Consider the following 15,974-nt stretch of genomic DNA (forward strand, 5'->3'; position numbering starts at 1 on the left):
AATCCTTGCAGAATTACTCTGCAAGGATTTTTTCGTTAATAGCCCTGGCGTTTCATCCAGTCAACCGCATCTTTTACAAGCCGCCGGTTCATCTCGGGCGGAATATAATGCGTATAGCCTTCTAAATACCACGTTTCATATACTTTATTGGCATCACGCAGAGCATTCTCCAGCAACAATGCCTGTTCAAAAGAAACATTTATGTCCATCGTCCCGTGAATGATCAGCGCAGGAATAGTGATCTCTTCCACACGGAATAATGCAGTCCGTTCACGGTACGCGTCAGGTTGATTATTCGGTGTCCCGCCAATTACCCTTTTCATCATCCTGCGCATATCCTCACGTTCTTTATACGTGAATACTACGTCAGATACACCTGCCCATGTTACCATCGATGTCAGATCTTCCCTGAGAATCGCAGTCCACAGTGCCATAATACCGCCGCGCGAGAAAGAGAACAGATGAATTCTCTCTGAGTCGGCAAACTGCTGCTGTTTCAGCACCTCCACTCCAGCCACTGCATCATTCCGGTCGTCACCTGCGAATTCATCCTTCCCTTCCCCTCCACGATTTCCGCGGTAATAAGGAGCGAACACTACCAAACCGTGAGAAGCAAATTGTGCAATCCGCGCCGGGCGAACCATACCGACATGCTGGATACCGCCGCGTAAATAAAGCAGTCCATCATAATGCCCTTCCGCTTTGGGCGTTGCCAGCATTCCCTTCACCTGCAACCGGTCAGACCAGTATGTTACTTCCTCTAAGCGAACTTTCGGATTCGGTGAGGGATATTCTTTACGTTTACCAATACTTCCGTCAGTTCGCTCACGCATCGGCTTCCACCCACTTCCGCAGTTCATTCATCCCTCGATCTTTCATATGAAAACTGAGATCTGTACACATATCCAATTCATCGTCTGTCATCCAGACGAGGCCTTCGGTTTCAAGTAATGTGTGATGGTGATCGATTTCGGTGACAATACCTGTGAATACTGCTTTACTGAAAGGCGGCTCCGTAAATACCACGTATTCGGCAAAAGGCCGGACTTTTTCAATCGTAACACCTGTTTCTTCAAAAGTTTCGCGGATAGCAGCCTGTTCTATTGTTTCGCCGGGTTCCGCTTTCCCTCCAGGAAACTCAATTCCGCGTATCCGATGTTTCGTCAGCAGCCAGCGTCCCTCATGTTTTATGACGACCAGCACATGACGCGATTCTATTTGGTGTTGATTCGGACCGAATGTCAGTTCAACATCGGCACCTTGCAAGTCTTCAAACTTCAGCATCTGGCTCACATCCTTTCCCTTAGTGTAGCGGAAAGACGTATGCCGAATCAACGAAAGAAGGGCAGTTTTTCGATAAAACGTTTGGAGTCTTCATCTGTATATTCATGAATAAGTGCGTAGACTTTCTTCATTCTCAGATCGATATCGTCATTATCCCTGTCATAGTGATAAGGAATATAGGGTAAGTGTGCGCGCAGAAAGTTTCGAAATTCCAGACGTTCCATCTGTGCAAATAATCGCTCGAAAACAGGATATGCTTCTTCTGTGACCTCTACTTTATATTCCCAGGGTGAAGAGTACGGATCCAGCAGAACTTGTTTGTGACTCATTGATACATACATCGTATATTTTTGATCAGGCATAACCATCCTACTTTCTTTTTTACGTAGCATGGACATTACTGATGAAAATATTCGGTAAATCAATAGGTAAAAACCTACTAACCAATAAAGATTAATAGGCGGATCCAACTCATTTTACTTGTTCTTCATAAACGACTCGCTCAACCGCCAATGCCACATTGACATGTACATTTGGATCAAGCGGATGCGGCACGAGATCATCGCGCTTCGTACTTTCGACAATCGCAAGTGCTGCGGCAATAAGCATCGGGTACGTAATCTCTTTAGCATTTGCGTTCAAAGCACCGCGGAAAATTCCGGGGAATCCAAGAACATTATTTACTAAACGACCGTCGGCTGCGTACGCTGCACCTGCTTCAAGCGCAACATCCGGCATGATTTCCGCATTTGGGTTCGATAAGGCCAGAATGATCTGTCCTTTACGTACCATTTCCGGCTTAATCAAATTTGCTACACCTGTTGTCGCAATGATCAAATCGCATGTTGCCATAACTTCTTCCATCGATTCTGCGACAGTGCCGCCAAACTCTTCCATCATTGCTGTCGCTTTAGGATTTAAGTCTGTGCCTTTCATCTCTTTAACACCGTAAGCCATGAACATTCTGCTGATCGCGAGACCTGCCGCACCCAGTCCGATCTGACCGACTTTTGAGTCCGCCAGCTCAACACCGACATGCTTACAGGCGGTCAATGCGGCAGCCAGCGCAACGACAGCTGTACCATGCTGGTCATCGTGCATGACGGGAATCGACAACTCCTTTTTCAGCCGTTCCTCAATTTCAAAACAATGCGGTGCTCCGATATCTTCCAATAAAATCGCGCCAAATCCCTGATGGATGTGCTTGATTGTTTCAACCACTTCATCAGGATTACTTGTATCCAATAAAATCGGAATTCCACTGATACCGACGAACTGGTCAAACAGTACCGCCTTCCCCTCCATAACAGGCATTCCAGCCACAGGGCCAATATTGCCCAGTCCTAAAATTGCTGTTCCATCTGTTACGATAGCGACAGTATTCGAAATTCCTGTAAAATAATTCGCCTGTTCTGGATCTTCTTGGATCGTTTTGCAGACGCTCGCAACGCCCGGTGTATATACTCTGCGCAAATCAGCCAGGGAACGAATCGGATGGCTGGCCTTCATATGAATCTTTCCGCCCTCATGCGCCTGGAGAACATCATCTGTCACAGCATGCACTCTAATGCCATTTTTCAAATCTTCAACCGCAGCAACAATTTCATTCAAATGTTCTTTATCGTTGCACAGCAGTGCGATTTCCCGAATTGTAGAGACCGTGCCGACTTTAATCGTCTGGATGTCACCAATATCACCATTCAACTGACCGATTGCCATCGTCACTTTCCCTAAATTACCTGGTTTAGATGGTGTTTCAATAATTATATTTCTCAAAAATTGACCTTGTGCCATAATCGATACCCTCCTACTCTTATATGTACTATTTGACCCTCGTGCTGTCCCATCGAAAAAAGACACATCTCTAATCATACGAGATGTGTCTTTTGCAATCAAGCCTTGATATCGACTGACGCGCCTTTATGAGGGTGTACAGCGACAGGCTGACTGTCCAGATTATTCAACATTTCCGCAACCGCAGAAGTTTCCATTGAAAGAGCTTTTGTCATTACACTCATTTGAACGGTTGATTGCAAGCTTCTCAACTGACTGGACATGATTGAATTGATATCCATATCGTTCACTCCTTCCTGCTATTCACTTCTTAGTATCGGCTGTTTTCCTGCTGAATGAAGGTTTGTCACTCATTTGTTTCGCCGAGAAACGCATTCAGCATCCATTGGTGTTTCTCGATGCTTTGATAAATGGCATTCAGCATGTCCTCTGTCATATCATCGCTATCTTTCGCAGCCAAATCCATGCCTTTTTTCAATGATTTCATGATTTTATCAAAATCATCGACCAATGCCTGTACCATTTCATTCGCTTTTTCCGTTCCTTTTGCTTCACTGACAACTGAACCTTCTAAATGCTGCGTTAATGTAGCAGTCGGCTCTCCGCCCAGCGTCAGCACACGTTCAGCGATCTCATCCATATGCTCTGTCGCTTCGTTGTAAAGCTCTTCAAATTTTGCGTGCAGAGTAAAGAACTGAGGTCCCTTCACGAACCAATGATAATTATGCAGCTTAGCGTACATGACCGACCAGGTAGATACCTGCTTGTTCAATTCCTGAATTAATTCCTTAGACATAAAAAAACACTCCTTCTGATGGTTTTAAGCTTCTCTCTGTTAATTTACCACTTAAGTCGGTAAACTAAACCTATCTACAATGGAAGGTGAAGCGATTATGCTAAAAAAAATATTTGTATCTATCATTCGGTTTTATCAGAGATTTATATCGCCATTAACTCCGCCTTCTTGCCGCTTTTATCCAACCTGCTCGCATTATGGCGTCGAGGCAATTGAAACACACGGCGCCATTAAAGGGAGCTGGCTCGCTGTTAAAAGAATATTGAAATGTCATCCCTTCCATGAAGGCGGATTTGATCCGGTACCTCCTAAAAAAATGCAGGAAAAGTAATTCCGGTCATGCCCCGGCGTGATTGCATCTGATTGACTGACACTCGAACTTAGACATAATTCTTATTTCTGCTGAATACTAATAAACATTGTTGCATTCAGAAAAAGAATCTTGTATGATGAGGAAGTTATCTAAATAGTAATCATTCCGATTACGGTCCTGGAGGCTTTCATAAATGAAAATTCGTTATCTTTTTTTAGCAGCTGCGATACTTTTGGCATTAAGTGGATGCAGCAACAAAGCAACCAATGAAACTGAATCTGCTTCTTCAGAAAAACTACGTGTGTATACGACCGTATACCCTCTGCAATACTTTACAGAGCGGATCGGCGGTGACCTGGTGGATGTCCAATCCATCTATCCCCCGGGAACCGATGAGCATGTATTCGAACCGACGCAAAAAGATATGATGAGTCTGTCAAAAGCAGATCTTTTCTTCTATATCGGACTCGGCCTTGAAGGCTTCGTGCAGAAAACCGAAAAAACACTGCAAAATGAACCAGTACATTTTGTGCCTGTAGCAGATGCCATTGATCCCGAAGAGCTGGAAGCTGGTCATTCCCATGAACACGGGCATGAAGGACACAGCGAAGAGGAAGAAGCACATTCTGAAGAAGAGGAGTCTGCAGTTGACCCGCATGTATGGATTTCCCCTTTTCTCAGTACGCTGCTTGCCGAGAAAATCAAGGATGAGCTTTCCGATGAACTGCCTGAACATGCAGCACAGTTTGAAGAAAACTTCAGCGTACTGTATGACGAGCTGGAAGCGCTCGATAGACAGTACAAAACGATGGCAGACGAATCGCCGAACAAAACCTTTTTCGTTTCGCATGCAGCATTCGGATACTTAGCGAATACGTACGGTCTGCAGCAGCTTGCCGTTTCAGGTTTGGACTCACAAAACGAGCCGTCTCAAAAACAGCTGGCCGGACTTGTTAAAGAAGCGAAAGAGAAAGATATTCATTATATTTTATTCGAACAGAATGTCAGCTCTAAATTAGCTGAAGTCATTCAGAAAGAGCTGAATGCCGAGACGCTGACACTTCATAATTTGAGCGTGCTGACAGATGAAGATATAAAAAATAAAGAAGACTACTTCTCCCTGATGGAGCGTAATCTTCAAGTATTGGAAAAAGCTCTACAAAACTAACAGCGGAACTTAATCTGCTGTTTTTTTAGTTCTTCACCAAAACATGTGCTTGACAGTTTATTTCAGTCACAGTTTGAGATTTAACTGTGATTGCGTAATATAGGATAAGTGGAAAGCGACCGTTTCCCTGCGTTCCAGGCGGACGCGTTCCACTACGGTACACTAGCTTATGTTTCAATACTTTTTATGCGAGTTGCAGTATGAGCATGCTATTGGAGTTCATTACAATATGTATGCGTTTCATGCAATACTTATATTCTGCAAATGCAAAGATTCTTGTAATCAATACGTTTACAAAGTCGAGAAACAAAAACCACATCAACTAAATCTATCCCCTGCAAACAATCGTATGTTATACGTTCCTTACACCAGCGAAGGCGCAACTGCGGGGTCGGCCGTGGCGATGAGACTGCTGGCATGCCCTTCGCCAGTAGGCTTATCGCGTAAGGCAATCCCCCAGCGCCTAAGCGGATTCAAACTGCAAACTTACATATCATTCAGATTTCCTGCAAAGTCGAGCAACGAAATCCGCACATACTAAATCCACACACTGCCAAACTGCAGCAGCACTTTCGAAATACATACATGAAAAGTTGTCAAGAATCTATTTGGGCACAGACCCGTTTTTTTATAGCCATTTTTTCAATTCAAACCGCATTAATTTATTGGAAGCATTCCGCGGCAGCTGTTCAGTGAACCTGATTTCTTTTGGCATTTTATAGCGTGCCAGGTGCTGTTCACAGTATGCCAGCAGTTCTTCTTCCGACACTTCTTTCGCTATAACAAAAGCAACCGGTACTTGCCCCCAGCGCTCGTCTTCATTTGCACAGACTCCTGCTTCCCGGACAGCAGGATGCGCGAGCAGGATATTTTCGATTTCTGCGGGATAGATATTTTCCCCGCCTGAAATAATCAAATCAGCCCGGCGGTCAACGATAAATAAGTAGCCTTCTTCATCCAGATAGCCGGCATCCCCCGTGGCAAGCCAGCCGTCTTCCGTAAGCGGAGAACGGCTGCTATGACTACCAATATAGCCCGGAGTCACATGCGGCCCTTTGATGAGTACTTCTCCCACTTCTCCTGCCTGGTCAGTGCCTTTAATGGTGATTTGATTAAAAAACAATGGCTTTCCGGCAGAGCCAAGTTTACGCATGGCATCTGCTTTTCCGAGTGTCGCGGTTTGTGAACAGGTTTCCGTCATGCCATATGTCTGCAATATCGGCAGCCCGCAAGCCCCTGCCCGCTGCAGATAATCAAGTGGTACCGGACCGCCGCCCACAAGCATAGTCCGAAATGAAGGATGCGCTTTATTGTTTTCTTCTTCCATGACACGTACAATTTGATCCAAAGTCAGCGCCACCACCGACATCGAAGTAACGGTCCCTGCCATAATTTGTTTTGCTGCTTCCTGTGCATCGAATTTTTCATAAAGGCGCATTTCCATTCCGTAAATAACGGAGCGTATTACGATGGAAAGTCCACTAATATGAAATAACGGCATCATGCAAAGCCAAGAATCCCGATCTGTCAGCCCTAAATTTAATACGGACGCGAGCGCACTCGATGTATGATTTCCTACTGTCTGCCGAACCCCTTTCGGCAGGCCTGTCGTGCCTGACGTATACATAATGGATAGTGTGCGATCCTCATCCCATTGCGTAAGCATAGTGAATTCTTTTGCAGGTTTTTTACGAACGGCAGAATACGATATACATTCGATTCCTTCAAAATGGAAAGCTTCTGTGATTCGATCATCGACTAGAATAATACCCGGCTCTGCGTCACTCACCTGCCATGCCAGCTCATACTCTGTTAAACGATTGTTGAGGAAGACGACTTCTGCGCTCAGAAGCCATGATGCATGGATAAACAGTACCGTTTCTTCATTGGAAAGACTCAGCAATGCGATACGGTCACCTGCTTTTACTCCTTTATGATGAAGCTGCTGTGCAATTTTGAGTGATGCTTGATACAATTCATGAAACGATTTGCCGGGAAGCGCTGACTGTTCAGGCGTCAACTTTGCCCGCTGCATCAGCCAATTTGGAATCATCATCAATTAGTACTCCTTTCAACTCATATGTAGAAAATGAAAAAGCTGCCCATTATAGGCAGCTTTCAAATTCTTTACGGGAAACGCGGGAACTGATCGAAGTCCGGCTTGCGCTTTTCCTTAAATGCATCGCGGCCTTCTTTTGCTTCATCCGTTGTGTAATAAAGAAGTGTTGCGTCTCCGGCCATTTGCTGAAGTCCCGCCAGTCCGTCTGTGTCTGCATTCATTGCAGCTTTTAGGAAACGCAGTGCTGTCGGGCTCTTGCTCAGCATTTCTTCACACCATTGAACGGTTTCATCTTCCAGCTGATCATAAGGAACAACCGTATTCACGAGACCCATGTCCAATGCTTCCTGTGCATCGTATTGACGGCATAAATACCAGATTTCACGGGCTTTTTTATGTCCTACAATCCGTGCCAGATAGCCTGAACCGTAACCTGCATCGAATGAACCGACAGTCGGTCCGGTCTGACCAAAACGTGCATTATCTGCAGCAATCGTCAAATCACAAACTACGTGAAGTACGTGTCCGCCGCCAATTGCATAACCTGCAACCATCGCAACAACCGGTTTTGGAATCACACGGATTAAGCGCTGAAGATCCAGCACGTTCAAACGAGGAATATCATCGTCCCCGACATATCCGCCGTGACCGCGCACCGATTGGTCGCCTCCTGAACAGAAAGCTTTTTCTCCTTCACCAGTTAAGACGATAACTCCAATACGCTGATCGTCACGTGCACGTGAAAAAGCATCAATCATTTCCATTACTGTTTTCGGACGGAACGCATTGCGTACTTCCGGTCGGTTGATGGTGATTTTTGCAATACCATTGTACATTTCATATTTAATATCATCATATGTACGAAGTGTTTCCCATTGACGCGTCATTCAAACTCCTCCTCAATTATCAAACTGTTTTAAAAAGCTCTTTATCATTGTAGCAAATTGCCGGGGTTTTTCCACGTGAAGTGCATGCCCCGCATCTATAATCGTTTCATGCAGTACATTTGGCAATAAACGGCTCATTTCCCGGGCAATATTTTGAAATTTCGCGTCCTCACTGCCTGTCAGCAGCAGTACGGGAAAATTAAAGTAAGAAAGATCTCCCCAGTAAGACGGCTGACTGCCTGTGCCCATCCCTCTTAAGCTGTTGGCTAAACCGCCGGAATCCTGGTTTAGACGTTCATTTCGCACTGCAAGCTGCTGCTCTTGTGAGAGTTTCTTCTGCGAATCAAACAGCGGAATAGCTTCCCAAAATTCGACAAATTTCTCGATACCTTCATTCTCTATCCGATTCGCGAGGATGGCATCAGACTCTCTGCGAGCAGTCCGTTCTTCTGCTGTACGCAGTCCAGGCGAACTGCTTTCAAGTATCAAGCCTGAGATTTCTTCAGAATATGCATAAGCATATCCCGCAGCAACACGGCCCCCCATGGAATATCCAAGCAGCACGGGCTGTGTGACCTGCAATTTTCTCAGCAGATTATGCAGATCAGCTGTCTGCTCTTCGATACGGCAGCGGCTTGGATCTTCCGGAGACGCCGTCCTGCCATGACCGACCAAATCAACGGCAATTACATAGTAATCCGCTGATAGCTGCTGAGTTATTTCTGTCCACGTATTCGCCGAGCCTGTAAATCCATGCAGCAGAACAACTGCTTGTGACTGCTTATTGCCGTGGCATTCCACATAAGTTGATAAACCCCGAATATCCATCAGCTCAGCTTTCAATGGCTTCAACTCTTTTCGCAATTTCATTCCAGACCGCTCTATGTGCTTCCACATTTTCCGAGCGCTCTGTAAAGACTTCAATAACCCGAAGATCTGCCGACTTATCCTTCCGCAGTGCCTCTTCAAATGCTTCTACTGTAGATACTGCATCATACTGCGCTTCGTACATAGCTGCAATATGGTTAAATGTCAGGTTCGTCGGCGTGCCGAATAATTCTTCATAGTGATCCTCTACAGATGCTTGCGGTAAATAGGAAAAGATCCCGCCGCCATTATTGTTAATAACAACAATCGTTAGATCTGTCTGCTGCAGGCGTGAAATGATCAAACCATTCATATCATGCAAGAATGCCAAATCACCGATCAATAAATAAGTATTTCTGTTGCGGCCCTGCTGTACACCAAGTGCTGTCGAGACGACACCGTCGATACCATTCGTACCCCGATTGCAAAACAGCGCGATATCTTTCTCTGTTTTCTGGAAAAACGTATCAAGATCCCGGATTGGCATACTGCTGCTGCACACAACATCCGATTTATTCGGCAGATTTTCTATAAATTGACGGACGATATGTCCTTCATCACCTTTGAAGTGTTCATCTTCGCTGAGTACATCACTGGAAATTTTATTCGCTTTCATCCAGAGAGCAGTATATTCGGATTTCTCGAACTGTAGATCCCATGCATTCCAGACACTCGCTGCAGAAGTTTGCAGATGATGTGTAGCCAATGCCAGAGGATCACGGAAATTCGGTGATTCGTCCACAACAATATACGTCTCTGGACGGGTTTTCTTTAAAAACAATGTTAATGGTTTTGAGATAGGCTGCGGACCGAACCGAATCACACAGTCAGATTGTACACGATCGCTGAATGACCCGCTTTTCAGCAATGCATCATATTGATCAACACATAAATCGGTGCAGTCAGCAGGTATCTCTGCACGCAGATTTGATAACGGATCGCATAACACCGGCCACTGCATTTTCTTTGCAAATTGCCAGAATTGATCCTTAGGCAAAGCAGGCGGCTGCTCTCCTACTATGATGATTCCTCGCTTCGCATCCTTAAGCATCTTCAAGAGCACGTCTTTCATTGGCTGAGACAACTGAACTTCGGCAAGTAATTGCTGCTGAAATCTGCCGGCCGGCTGCTGTTCGTCGAAATCGATCAGCAAAGGTTCTCTGAATGGCACATTAAAATGAACAGGACCCTGCGGCGCAGTCTTTGCTGTTGAAAGCAGGCGAACCGCACGCTGTTCCATATAATCCAAGATTTCCGGACGATCTTCCGGCACTGGAAAGTCTACACTTTCTTTTACGTGTTCTCCAAACATACGGATTTGATCGATCGCTTGGGGTGCTCCTACTTCACGCAGTTCATGCGGACGGTCTGCTGTGATGACTATCAACGGAAGACGTGCATAATAAGCCTCGGTAATCGCAGGATGATAATTCGAAGCCGCCGTACCTGACGTACATAATAGGACAGCAGGCCGCCCTGTCGCTTTCACCAGACCCAGCGCATAAAAGGCTGCAGACCGCTCATCCGTATGAACATACGTTTTCATATCCTTTGATTTAGAAAAAGCATAAGCTAAAGGCGTGGAACGGGATCCAGGACTGATGACTGCCCGATTAGCTCCCTGCCGTATAAGTGTTTCTGTTAAACGAAGTACATAGTTTGTTAAAGCTGCTTTGTGATTATTCATGTAAACTTCCTCCAAGGGCACGCAGAACTGGACGGAATTTCACCCATGTTTCCGCGTATTCTTCATCCGGTTTCGAATCCGCCACAATGCCGCCGCCTGCAAACAAATAGGCTTCGTTTCCCTTCAGAAGACCTGATCGTATTGCCACTGCAAATTCGCCGTTACCCGCAGCATCCGTCCAGCCAATCGGACCTGCATAAAATCCTCTGTCCATCTGTTCCTCTTCCCGAATGATTTCAAGAGCAGTCTTACGCGGCACACCGCCGAGCGCAGGCGTTGGATGAAGAGCTTCGACTAAACGAAAAATATCCATATCTTCCGCCAGTGTTCCTTCTACCGGTGTAAACAGATGCTGAATGTCACGAACCTTCAGCAATTTAGGCGTTTTATTCACTCGCAATGAAGTACAGAATTCCGTAAAGACCTCTGTGATCATATCCACTACATACTGATGTTCTTCACGATTCTTCTTATCACGCAGCAACTGCTCGCCTAACTGCTGATCTTCCTTCGCCGATTTCCCCCGATGAATGGATCCGGCCACGCATGCTGAATAGGCTTGTCCATTCTTGATCTCGACCAGCCTTTCCGGTGTAGCGCCAAAAAACATGTCGGCACCTATTTGCAGCCCAAAATGATAGCTCGACTGCTGTTCATTGGTAATCGCATTCAGTGCAGCTGTTTGCTGAAAATCTTCTTCAAATGTCAATTTAATTTTTCGGGCAATAACCACTTTTTCTGCTATTTGTTTATTAATCTGCGATGTCACTTTCCCGACAGCATCCATATATCGATCCGTATCAATCTCTGTCTGGGAAATAAGAGCAGGCTTGCTTTGTATTGTGAAATCTTCTACTTCAGCGATATGAGTTAGGCGATCACGTTCCTGGCGAAGCGCCTCAAATTCAGCAGCGGCTTCTGCTTCTTCTGTTACATAGTTTATGGAAACATACGTCTTGCCGTTCTCTATTTTCAGCTGAAATAAAGGCACCGTGAAATAAGCTGCCGGGAAAGCCAGCCACTCTTCATCCTGCCTGGTCTCTGGATCGAATGAAAAACCTCCGAATAAAACAGGATCCATGTCTTTTTCTTCTTTGATCAGCCCTCCGCACAGCGCTTTCCATTGTGCAGATATCGATTGGAAACGCTCTGTGTCCGCAGTCAGTACAGCAGCCCGTCCAATACCGACAAGCTTGACCGTGTTATCTGCATTTTGCCAAAAAAAGCGGTGATCCCCATAATCCGAGCGACCCGCTTCAAAAAAGGCCAGTGGACTAAGTGTTTCCACTTCTACTGTTTCCGTAAAAAATCGAGCGTTAGCATTTATAGGCAGCGTTTTTTTTACTCGATCGGTCAATTTCCGGTTCATCCTTCTCTCTCCTTATCAACAATCATTAAGTTATACGATAAATTTCGTCCAGATGTGCAGACACTGAACAATAAGTATCTTCATTCTATCACATTGAACACATGACGTAATATGATAAGGTCTTCCATTTGAATACGACCTTCGACAAACAACATTCGTCTTACCCAACCAGTTGTTTTTGCGGTATAATAGCATTTGATGACTATAGAAGGAGAGATTACACGTGCAACAAACAATAGAATCCACAACCGGGTGGCGGGTCTGGTGGCAATTGACTCGTCCGCATACATTAACAGCCGCCTTTGCTCCTGTCTTTTTAGGAACTATGATCGCGCTGCAATACGGTCCGCTTCATTTTCCGCTATTTTTAGCTATGCTGACTGCAAGCCTGTTCTTGCAGATGGCAACGAATATGTTCAATGAATACTATGACTTCAAACGAGGGCTCGATGATGAGCATTCCATCGGGATCGGCGGTACGATCGTACGCAATGGCGTCAAACCGAATACTGTCTTGAATCTCGCGTTGCTTTTGTACGGTCTGTCCGTAATACTTGGTATCTATATCTGTATGGAATCCTCATGGGTTCTGGCGGCCGTAGGTTCAGTCGCAATGCTGATCGGCTATCTTTATACCGGAGGCCCCTATCCGATTGCCTATACGCCATTCGGAGAACTAGTTTCAGGTTTCGTAATGGGCATGCTGTTAATTCTTATAGCCTTCTTCATTCAGACAGGCACTGTTACAGGCGATGCCATTCTGCTGTCTGTACCGAGCATGCTTTTAGTGGCAGCAATCATGTTGGCAAACAACATCCGTGATATCGCCGGCGATACAAAAGGCGGACGTAAAACGCTTGCCATTTTAACCGGCCGTCCAAATGCCGTAAAAATTCTTGCGTCATTCTTTGTCGTTTCTTATCTCTGGATTATCGTACTTGTCCTGACCGGCCATGTCTCTGCCTGGGCACTGCTTGTACTTGTAAGCATTCCCAAGCCGCTGCATGCGGTGAAAACATTCCGGCAGTACGAGCAGCCAATCCAGGTAATGCCCGCAATGAAAGACACCGGAGTAACCAATACTCTTTTTGGACTTCTTTTAGGCATCGGCATTTTGATCGCTCATTTCATCTGAATAAATTACCGCGGAAACGTCTACACTAAAAAAAGGTAGGCGTTTTTTCTTTGGAAAGGTTTATGTTTCCTGATAAACAGGGAATGACTGAAGTAACAGAGCTTTTTTGATTTCACTGTATATCGAGAAAGCCATACAGAAAGGGTCGTGAGTGACTTGTTAACTAAAGAACAGATAAAGGATTTGGAAAAAGAATTACAAGCTATGGAAAAACGTTTAACTGAAACAGAAGAAGAAACGAAAATAACTGAATCAGCACCAGAAGAAGTCGGCGAGTTATCGATGTATGATAATCATCCAGCAGATATGGGGACCGAGCTATATGAACGGGAGAAAGATATGGCTTTGAATACACATGCTGAAGATGAACTGAATAAAGTGCAGCACGCTCTCCAAGCGATCAAGGAAGGTACGTACGGAACATGTGAAATGTGCGGCAAGGAGATCCAATTCGAGCGTTTAGAAGCTATCCCATACACGACCGTATGTATTGAAGATGCCGAAAAATCCGTACCTGACGATCGCCCTGTTGAAAATGACATCTTACTTATGGCAGAGCCTAACTCCTTTGCTGAACGCAGATCCGGGGCGGCCCGGGATTATGAAGACAGCTTCCAGGAAATCGCGAAGTCAGGAACATCCGAAACTCCTTCAGACTTTGCCGGCAATGAAAACAGGGATTACAATGATTTGTATGCTACAGAAGATGATGAAGAAGCTGAAGAATATGAAGAGTTTGCTGCCTCTGATATTACAGGAGAGCCTGCCGGCTTTGTTCGAAATGAAGATGCAGAAAAATATATGGAAGAACTGGACGAAGAAAATATTGAATCACCTCTTGGAGATATCCCCTATCATAAGGGCGACAGTTATATTGAAGATAAATAATATAAAAACACTGGAGTACAGAGCAGCTGCAGAGCACTCGATACTTCAGTGTTTTTTATTATTATAAAAATTTAATAGAAAAAGAGACAGTATACATTTAAATGTATACTGTCTCTTTTTCAGAATGACCCCTACGGGATTCGAACCCGTGATACCGCCGTGAAAGGGCGGTGTCTTAACCGCTTGACCAAGGGGCCAAAAATTATGGCGGAGAAGGAGGGATTCGAACCCTCGCGCCGCTTTCGCGACCTACACCCTTAGCAGGGGCGCCTCTTGAGCCACTTGAGTACTTCCCCGTAAAAAATGGCTCCGCAGGTAAGATTCGAACTTACGACCGATCGGTTAACAGCCGATTGCTCTACCACTGAGCTACTGCGGAATGGTGGGCCTAAGTGGACTCGAACCACCGACCTCACGCTTATCAGGCGTGCGCTCTAACCAGCTGAGCTATAGGCCCCTAATGGAGCGGGTGAAGGGAATCGAACCCTCATCATCAGCTTGGAAGGCTGAGGTTTTACCACTAAACTACACCCGCATGAATGGTGGCTCAGGACGGAATCGAACCGCCGACACAAGGATTTTCAGTCCTTTGCTCTACCGACTGAGCTACTGAGCCACAATGTACTGCTTATAAAAATGGCGGTCCCGACGGGAATCGAACCCGCGATCTCCTGCGTGACAGGCAGGCATGTTAACCGCTACACCACGGGACCTTGGTTGCGGGGGCAGGATTTGAACCTGCGACCTTTGGGTTATGAGCCCAACGAGCTACCACTGCTCCACCCCGCGATAATGTTATTAAATTTGCTGTTCTTTTAAATCCGACTTTATTATCTTACCATAACAAGATCAATAAGTAAAGCTTTGTTTAAATAAATATGGCGGAGGAAGAGGGATTCGAACCCCCGCGGGCTTTAACACCCCTGTCGGTTTTCAAGACCGATCCCTTCAGCCGGGCTTGGGTATTCCTCCGTATTCAAATTAAACTGGTGGACCTTGCAGGACTCGAACCTGCGACCGGACGGTTATGAGCCGTCTGCTCTAACCAACTGAGCTAAAGGTCCATAGATAGCGGCGGAGGGGGTCGAACCCACGACCTTTCGGGTATGAACCGAACGCTCTAGCCATCTGAGCTACGCCGCCACAATTAGTCAGTCTTGAAATTATATGATTGGTGGAGCCTAGCGGGATCGAACCGCTGACCTCCTGCGTGCAAGGCAGGCGCTCTCCCAGCTGAGCTAAGGCCCCGTATAAAGTGGTCGGGAAGACAGGATTCGAACCTGCGACCCCTTGGTCCCAAACCAAGTGCTCTACCAAGCTGAGCTACTTCCCGTCTGTATTATGTATAAGTTATGATAAAGTATGGCGCGCCCGGCAGGAGTCGAACCCACAACCTTCTGATCCGTAGTCAGACGCTCTATCCAATTGAGCTACGGGCGCATAGTACTTGATCATGGTGCCGAGAACCGGAATCGAACCGGTACGGTAGTCACCTACCGCAGGATTTTAAGTCCTGTGCGTCTGCCAGTTCCGCCACCCCGGCAAGAGTGAAAAGCGGAAGACGGGATTCGAACCCGCGACCCCGACCTTGGCAAGGTCGTATTCTACCACTGAACTACTTCCGCAAATGATGCGGGTGAAGGGAGTCGAACCCCCACGCCCGAAGGCACTAGATCCTAAGTCTAGCGTGTCTGCCAGTTCCACCACACCCGCAATGTGTTGGCATG

15 protein-coding genes and 17 tRNA genes are annotated in these 15,974 nt (G+C 45.9%); 4 read left to right on the forward strand and 28 right to left on the reverse strand.

Annotated features, from left to right (window positions below; all coding sequences use genetic code 11):
- Nucleotides 1-35: 35 nt before the first annotated feature.
- The 6 genes from NCCP2331_RS15225 to NCCP2331_RS15250 all read right to left on the reverse strand — a co-directional run bounded on the left by NCCP2331_RS15225 (nucleotide 36) and on the right by NCCP2331_RS15250 (nucleotide 3,874).
- A complete protein-coding gene (locus tag NCCP2331_RS15225) occupies nucleotides 36-833 on the reverse strand; it encodes an alpha/beta hydrolase family protein (protein WP_251671718.1) in 798 nt (265 codons plus the stop codon).
- Nucleotides 826-1,284 carry an NUDIX hydrolase gene (locus NCCP2331_RS15230; protein ID WP_251671719.1) on the reverse strand — a complete coding sequence of 153 codons (459 nt, stop codon included), beginning with the start codon at nucleotides 1,282-1,284 and terminating at the stop codon, nucleotides 826-828. The genes NCCP2331_RS15225 and NCCP2331_RS15230 overlap by 8 nt, the downstream gene beginning before the upstream one ends.
- Before the next feature lie 47 nt (nucleotides 1,285-1,331).
- Complete coding sequence (locus tag NCCP2331_RS15235; protein ID WP_228551046.1) at nucleotides 1,332-1,646, reverse strand: transposase; 315 nt, start codon at nucleotides 1,644-1,646, stop codon at nucleotides 1,332-1,334.
- A gap of 109 nt (nucleotides 1,647-1,755) precedes the next feature.
- Complete coding sequence (locus NCCP2331_RS15240) at nucleotides 1,756-3,078, reverse strand: NAD-dependent malic enzyme (protein WP_251671720.1); 1,323 nt, start codon at nucleotides 3,076-3,078, stop codon at nucleotides 1,756-1,758.
- Nucleotides 3,079-3,176: 98 nt separating this feature from the next.
- Complete coding sequence (locus NCCP2331_RS15245; protein ID WP_153721743.1) at nucleotides 3,177-3,359, reverse strand: putative motility protein; 183 nt, start codon at nucleotides 3,357-3,359, stop codon at nucleotides 3,177-3,179.
- A gap of 65 nt (nucleotides 3,360-3,424) precedes the next feature.
- Nucleotides 3,425-3,874, reverse strand: coding sequence for a Dps family protein (locus NCCP2331_RS15250; protein ID WP_153721742.1), 450 nt, complete (start codon nucleotides 3,872-3,874; stop codon nucleotides 3,425-3,427).
- A gap of 97 nt (nucleotides 3,875-3,971) precedes the next feature.
- Here NCCP2331_RS15250 and yidD point away from each other — a divergent pair, with 97 nt between their 5' ends.
- Nucleotides 3,972-4,205: a membrane protein insertion efficiency factor YidD gene (gene yidD, locus NCCP2331_RS15255; RefSeq protein ID WP_153721741.1), complete on the forward strand. Its 234-nt coding sequence runs from the start codon at nucleotides 3,972-3,974 to the stop codon at nucleotides 4,203-4,205.
- Nucleotides 4,206-4,380: 175 nt separating this feature from the next.
- Nucleotides 4,381-5,355 (forward strand): metal ABC transporter solute-binding protein, Zn/Mn family, encoded by a 975-nt coding sequence (locus tag NCCP2331_RS15260; protein ID WP_251671721.1) that lies wholly within the window; start codon nucleotides 4,381-4,383, stop codon nucleotides 5,353-5,355.
- Between the two features lie 628 nt (nucleotides 5,356-5,983).
- Here the strand turns inward: NCCP2331_RS15260 and NCCP2331_RS15265 are convergent.
- The 5 genes from NCCP2331_RS15265 to NCCP2331_RS15285 form a co-directional block, all read right to left on the reverse strand.
- Complete coding sequence (locus NCCP2331_RS15265) at nucleotides 5,984-7,411, reverse strand: o-succinylbenzoate--CoA ligase (RefSeq protein ID WP_251671722.1); 1,428 nt, start codon at nucleotides 7,409-7,411, stop codon at nucleotides 5,984-5,986.
- A 71-nt stretch (nucleotides 7,412-7,482) separates the two neighbouring features.
- Nucleotides 7,483-8,301 (reverse strand): 1,4-dihydroxy-2-naphthoyl-CoA synthase, encoded by an 819-nt coding sequence (gene menB / locus NCCP2331_RS15270; protein WP_153721739.1) that lies wholly within the window; start codon nucleotides 8,299-8,301, stop codon nucleotides 7,483-7,485.
- Between the two features lie 12 nt (nucleotides 8,302-8,313).
- Nucleotides 8,314-9,171 carry a 2-succinyl-6-hydroxy-2,4-cyclohexadiene-1-carboxylate synthase gene (gene menH, locus NCCP2331_RS15275; RefSeq protein ID WP_251671723.1) on the reverse strand — a complete coding sequence of 286 codons (858 nt, stop codon included), beginning with the start codon at nucleotides 9,169-9,171 and terminating at the stop codon, nucleotides 8,314-8,316.
- The gene (gene menD / locus NCCP2331_RS15280) at nucleotides 9,134-10,855 is read right to left on the reverse strand and encodes a 2-succinyl-5-enolpyruvyl-6-hydroxy-3-cyclohexene-1-carboxylic-acid synthase (RefSeq protein WP_251671724.1); all 1,722 of its coding nucleotides are present in this window, start codon (nucleotides 10,853-10,855) and stop codon (nucleotides 9,134-9,136) included. The genes menH and menD overlap by 38 nt, the downstream gene beginning before the upstream one ends.
- Nucleotides 10,848-12,224 (reverse strand): isochorismate synthase, encoded by a 1,377-nt coding sequence (locus NCCP2331_RS15285; RefSeq protein WP_251671725.1) that lies wholly within the window; start codon nucleotides 12,222-12,224, stop codon nucleotides 10,848-10,850. The genes menD and NCCP2331_RS15285 overlap by 8 nt, the downstream gene beginning before the upstream one ends.
- Nucleotides 12,225-12,447: 223 nt before the next feature.
- Here NCCP2331_RS15285 and NCCP2331_RS15290 point away from each other — a divergent pair, with 223 nt between their 5' ends.
- Both NCCP2331_RS15290 and NCCP2331_RS15295 read left to right on the forward strand, forming a co-directional pair.
- The gene (locus NCCP2331_RS15290) at nucleotides 12,448-13,359 is read left to right on the forward strand and encodes a 1,4-dihydroxy-2-naphthoate polyprenyltransferase (protein ID WP_153721736.1); all 912 of its coding nucleotides are present in this window, start codon (nucleotides 12,448-12,450) and stop codon (nucleotides 13,357-13,359) included.
- A 147-nt stretch (nucleotides 13,360-13,506) separates the two neighbouring features.
- Nucleotides 13,507-14,247, forward strand: a complete 741-nt coding sequence (locus NCCP2331_RS15295) for a TraR/DksA C4-type zinc finger protein (RefSeq protein ID WP_251671726.1) — start codon at nucleotides 13,507-13,509, stop codon at nucleotides 14,245-14,247.
- 125 nt (nucleotides 14,248-14,372) lie between these two features.
- Here NCCP2331_RS15295 and NCCP2331_RS15300 read toward each other — a convergent pair.
- The 17 genes from NCCP2331_RS15300 to NCCP2331_RS15380 form a co-directional block, all read right to left on the reverse strand.
- Nucleotides 14,373-14,444 (reverse strand) — tRNA-Glu (locus tag NCCP2331_RS15300).
- 8 nt (nucleotides 14,445-14,452) lie between these two features.
- Nucleotides 14,453-14,543 (reverse strand) — tRNA-Ser (locus NCCP2331_RS15305).
- A gap of 8 nt (nucleotides 14,544-14,551) precedes the next feature.
- A tRNA-Asn gene (locus NCCP2331_RS15310) sits at nucleotides 14,552-14,626 on the reverse strand.
- Between the two features lies 1 nt (nucleotide 14,627).
- Nucleotides 14,628-14,704 (reverse strand) — tRNA-Ile (locus tag NCCP2331_RS15315).
- A gap of 4 nt (nucleotides 14,705-14,708) precedes the next feature.
- Nucleotides 14,709-14,782, reverse strand: a tRNA-Gly gene (locus tag NCCP2331_RS15320).
- A gap of 5 nt (nucleotides 14,783-14,787) precedes the next feature.
- Nucleotides 14,788-14,863 (reverse strand) — tRNA-Phe (locus NCCP2331_RS15325).
- Nucleotides 14,864-14,884: 21 nt separating this feature from the next.
- A tRNA-Asp gene (locus tag NCCP2331_RS15330) sits at nucleotides 14,885-14,960 on the reverse strand.
- A 1-nt stretch (nucleotide 14,961) separates the two neighbouring features.
- Nucleotides 14,962-15,036: transfer RNA gene (locus NCCP2331_RS15335), tRNA-Met, on the reverse strand.
- 90 nt (nucleotides 15,037-15,126) lie between these two features.
- Nucleotides 15,127-15,219: transfer RNA gene (locus NCCP2331_RS15340), tRNA-Ser, on the reverse strand.
- A 15-nt stretch (nucleotides 15,220-15,234) separates the two neighbouring features.
- Nucleotides 15,235-15,311, reverse strand: a tRNA-Ile gene (locus NCCP2331_RS15345).
- A 5-nt stretch (nucleotides 15,312-15,316) separates the two neighbouring features.
- Nucleotides 15,317-15,390 (reverse strand) — tRNA-Met (locus tag NCCP2331_RS15350).
- A 29-nt stretch (nucleotides 15,391-15,419) separates the two neighbouring features.
- A tRNA-Ala gene (locus tag NCCP2331_RS15355) sits at nucleotides 15,420-15,495 on the reverse strand.
- A gap of 8 nt (nucleotides 15,496-15,503) precedes the next feature.
- A tRNA-Pro gene (locus NCCP2331_RS15360) sits at nucleotides 15,504-15,580 on the reverse strand.
- A 30-nt stretch (nucleotides 15,581-15,610) separates the two neighbouring features.
- Nucleotides 15,611-15,687: transfer RNA gene (locus NCCP2331_RS15365), tRNA-Arg, on the reverse strand.
- A gap of 14 nt (nucleotides 15,688-15,701) precedes the next feature.
- Nucleotides 15,702-15,790 (reverse strand) — tRNA-Leu (locus tag NCCP2331_RS15370).
- Nucleotides 15,791-15,800: 10 nt separating this feature from the next.
- Nucleotides 15,801-15,872 (reverse strand) — tRNA-Gly (locus NCCP2331_RS15375).
- Between the two features lie 6 nt (nucleotides 15,873-15,878).
- A tRNA-Leu gene (locus NCCP2331_RS15380) sits at nucleotides 15,879-15,960 on the reverse strand.
- Nucleotides 15,961-15,974: the final 14 nt, after the last annotated feature.

Source organism: Sporosarcina sp. NCCP-2331, assembly GCF_023707945.1.
In the GTDB taxonomy this organism is placed as follows: Bacteria; Bacillota; Bacilli; order Bacillales_A; family Planococcaceae; genus Sporosarcina; species Sporosarcina cascadiensis.

Bases quoted from the DNA above. Each gene is read 5' to 3' on its own strand.
- NCCP2331_RS15240 (WP_251671720.1), bottom strand. From the start codon at position 3,078: ATGGCACAAGGTCAATTTTTGAGAAATATAATTATTGAAACACCATCT.
- menH (WP_251671723.1), bottom strand. From the start codon at position 9,171: ATGAAATTGCGAAAAGAGTTGAAGCCATTGAAAGCTGAGCTGATGGAT.
- NCCP2331_RS15285 (WP_251671725.1), bottom strand. From the start codon at position 12,224: ATGAACCGGAAATTGACCGATCGAGTAAAAAAAACGCTGCCTATAAAT.
- NCCP2331_RS15250 (WP_153721742.1), bottom strand. From the start codon at position 3,874: ATGTCTAAGGAATTAATTCAGGAATTGAACAAGCAGGTATCTACCTGG.
- yidD (WP_153721741.1), top strand. From the start codon at position 3,972: ATGCTAAAAAAAATATTTGTATCTATCATTCGGTTTTATCAGAGATTT.
- NCCP2331_RS15245 (WP_153721743.1), bottom strand. From the start codon at position 3,359: ATGGATATCAATTCAATCATGTCCAGTCAGTTGAGAAGCTTGCAATCA.
- NCCP2331_RS15230 (WP_251671719.1), bottom strand. From the start codon at position 1,284: ATGCTGAAGTTTGAAGACTTGCAAGGTGCCGATGTTGAACTGACATTC.
- NCCP2331_RS15235 (WP_228551046.1), bottom strand. From the start codon at position 1,646: ATGCCTGATCAAAAATATACGATGTATGTATCAATGAGTCACAAACAA.
- NCCP2331_RS15265 (WP_251671722.1), bottom strand. From the start codon at position 7,411: ATGATGATTCCAAATTGGCTGATGCAGCGGGCAAAGTTGACGCCTGAA.
- NCCP2331_RS15225 (WP_251671718.1), bottom strand. From the start codon at position 833: ATGCGTGAGCGAACTGACGGAAGTATTGGTAAACGTAAAGAATATCCC.
- NCCP2331_RS15260 (WP_251671721.1), top strand. From the start codon at position 4,381: ATGAAAATTCGTTATCTTTTTTTAGCAGCTGCGATACTTTTGGCATTA.
- menD (WP_251671724.1), bottom strand. From the start codon at position 10,855: ATGAATAATCACAAAGCAGCTTTAACAAACTATGTACTTCGTTTAACA.
- menB (WP_153721739.1), bottom strand. From the start codon at position 8,301: ATGACGCGTCAATGGGAAACACTTCGTACATATGATGATATTAAATAT.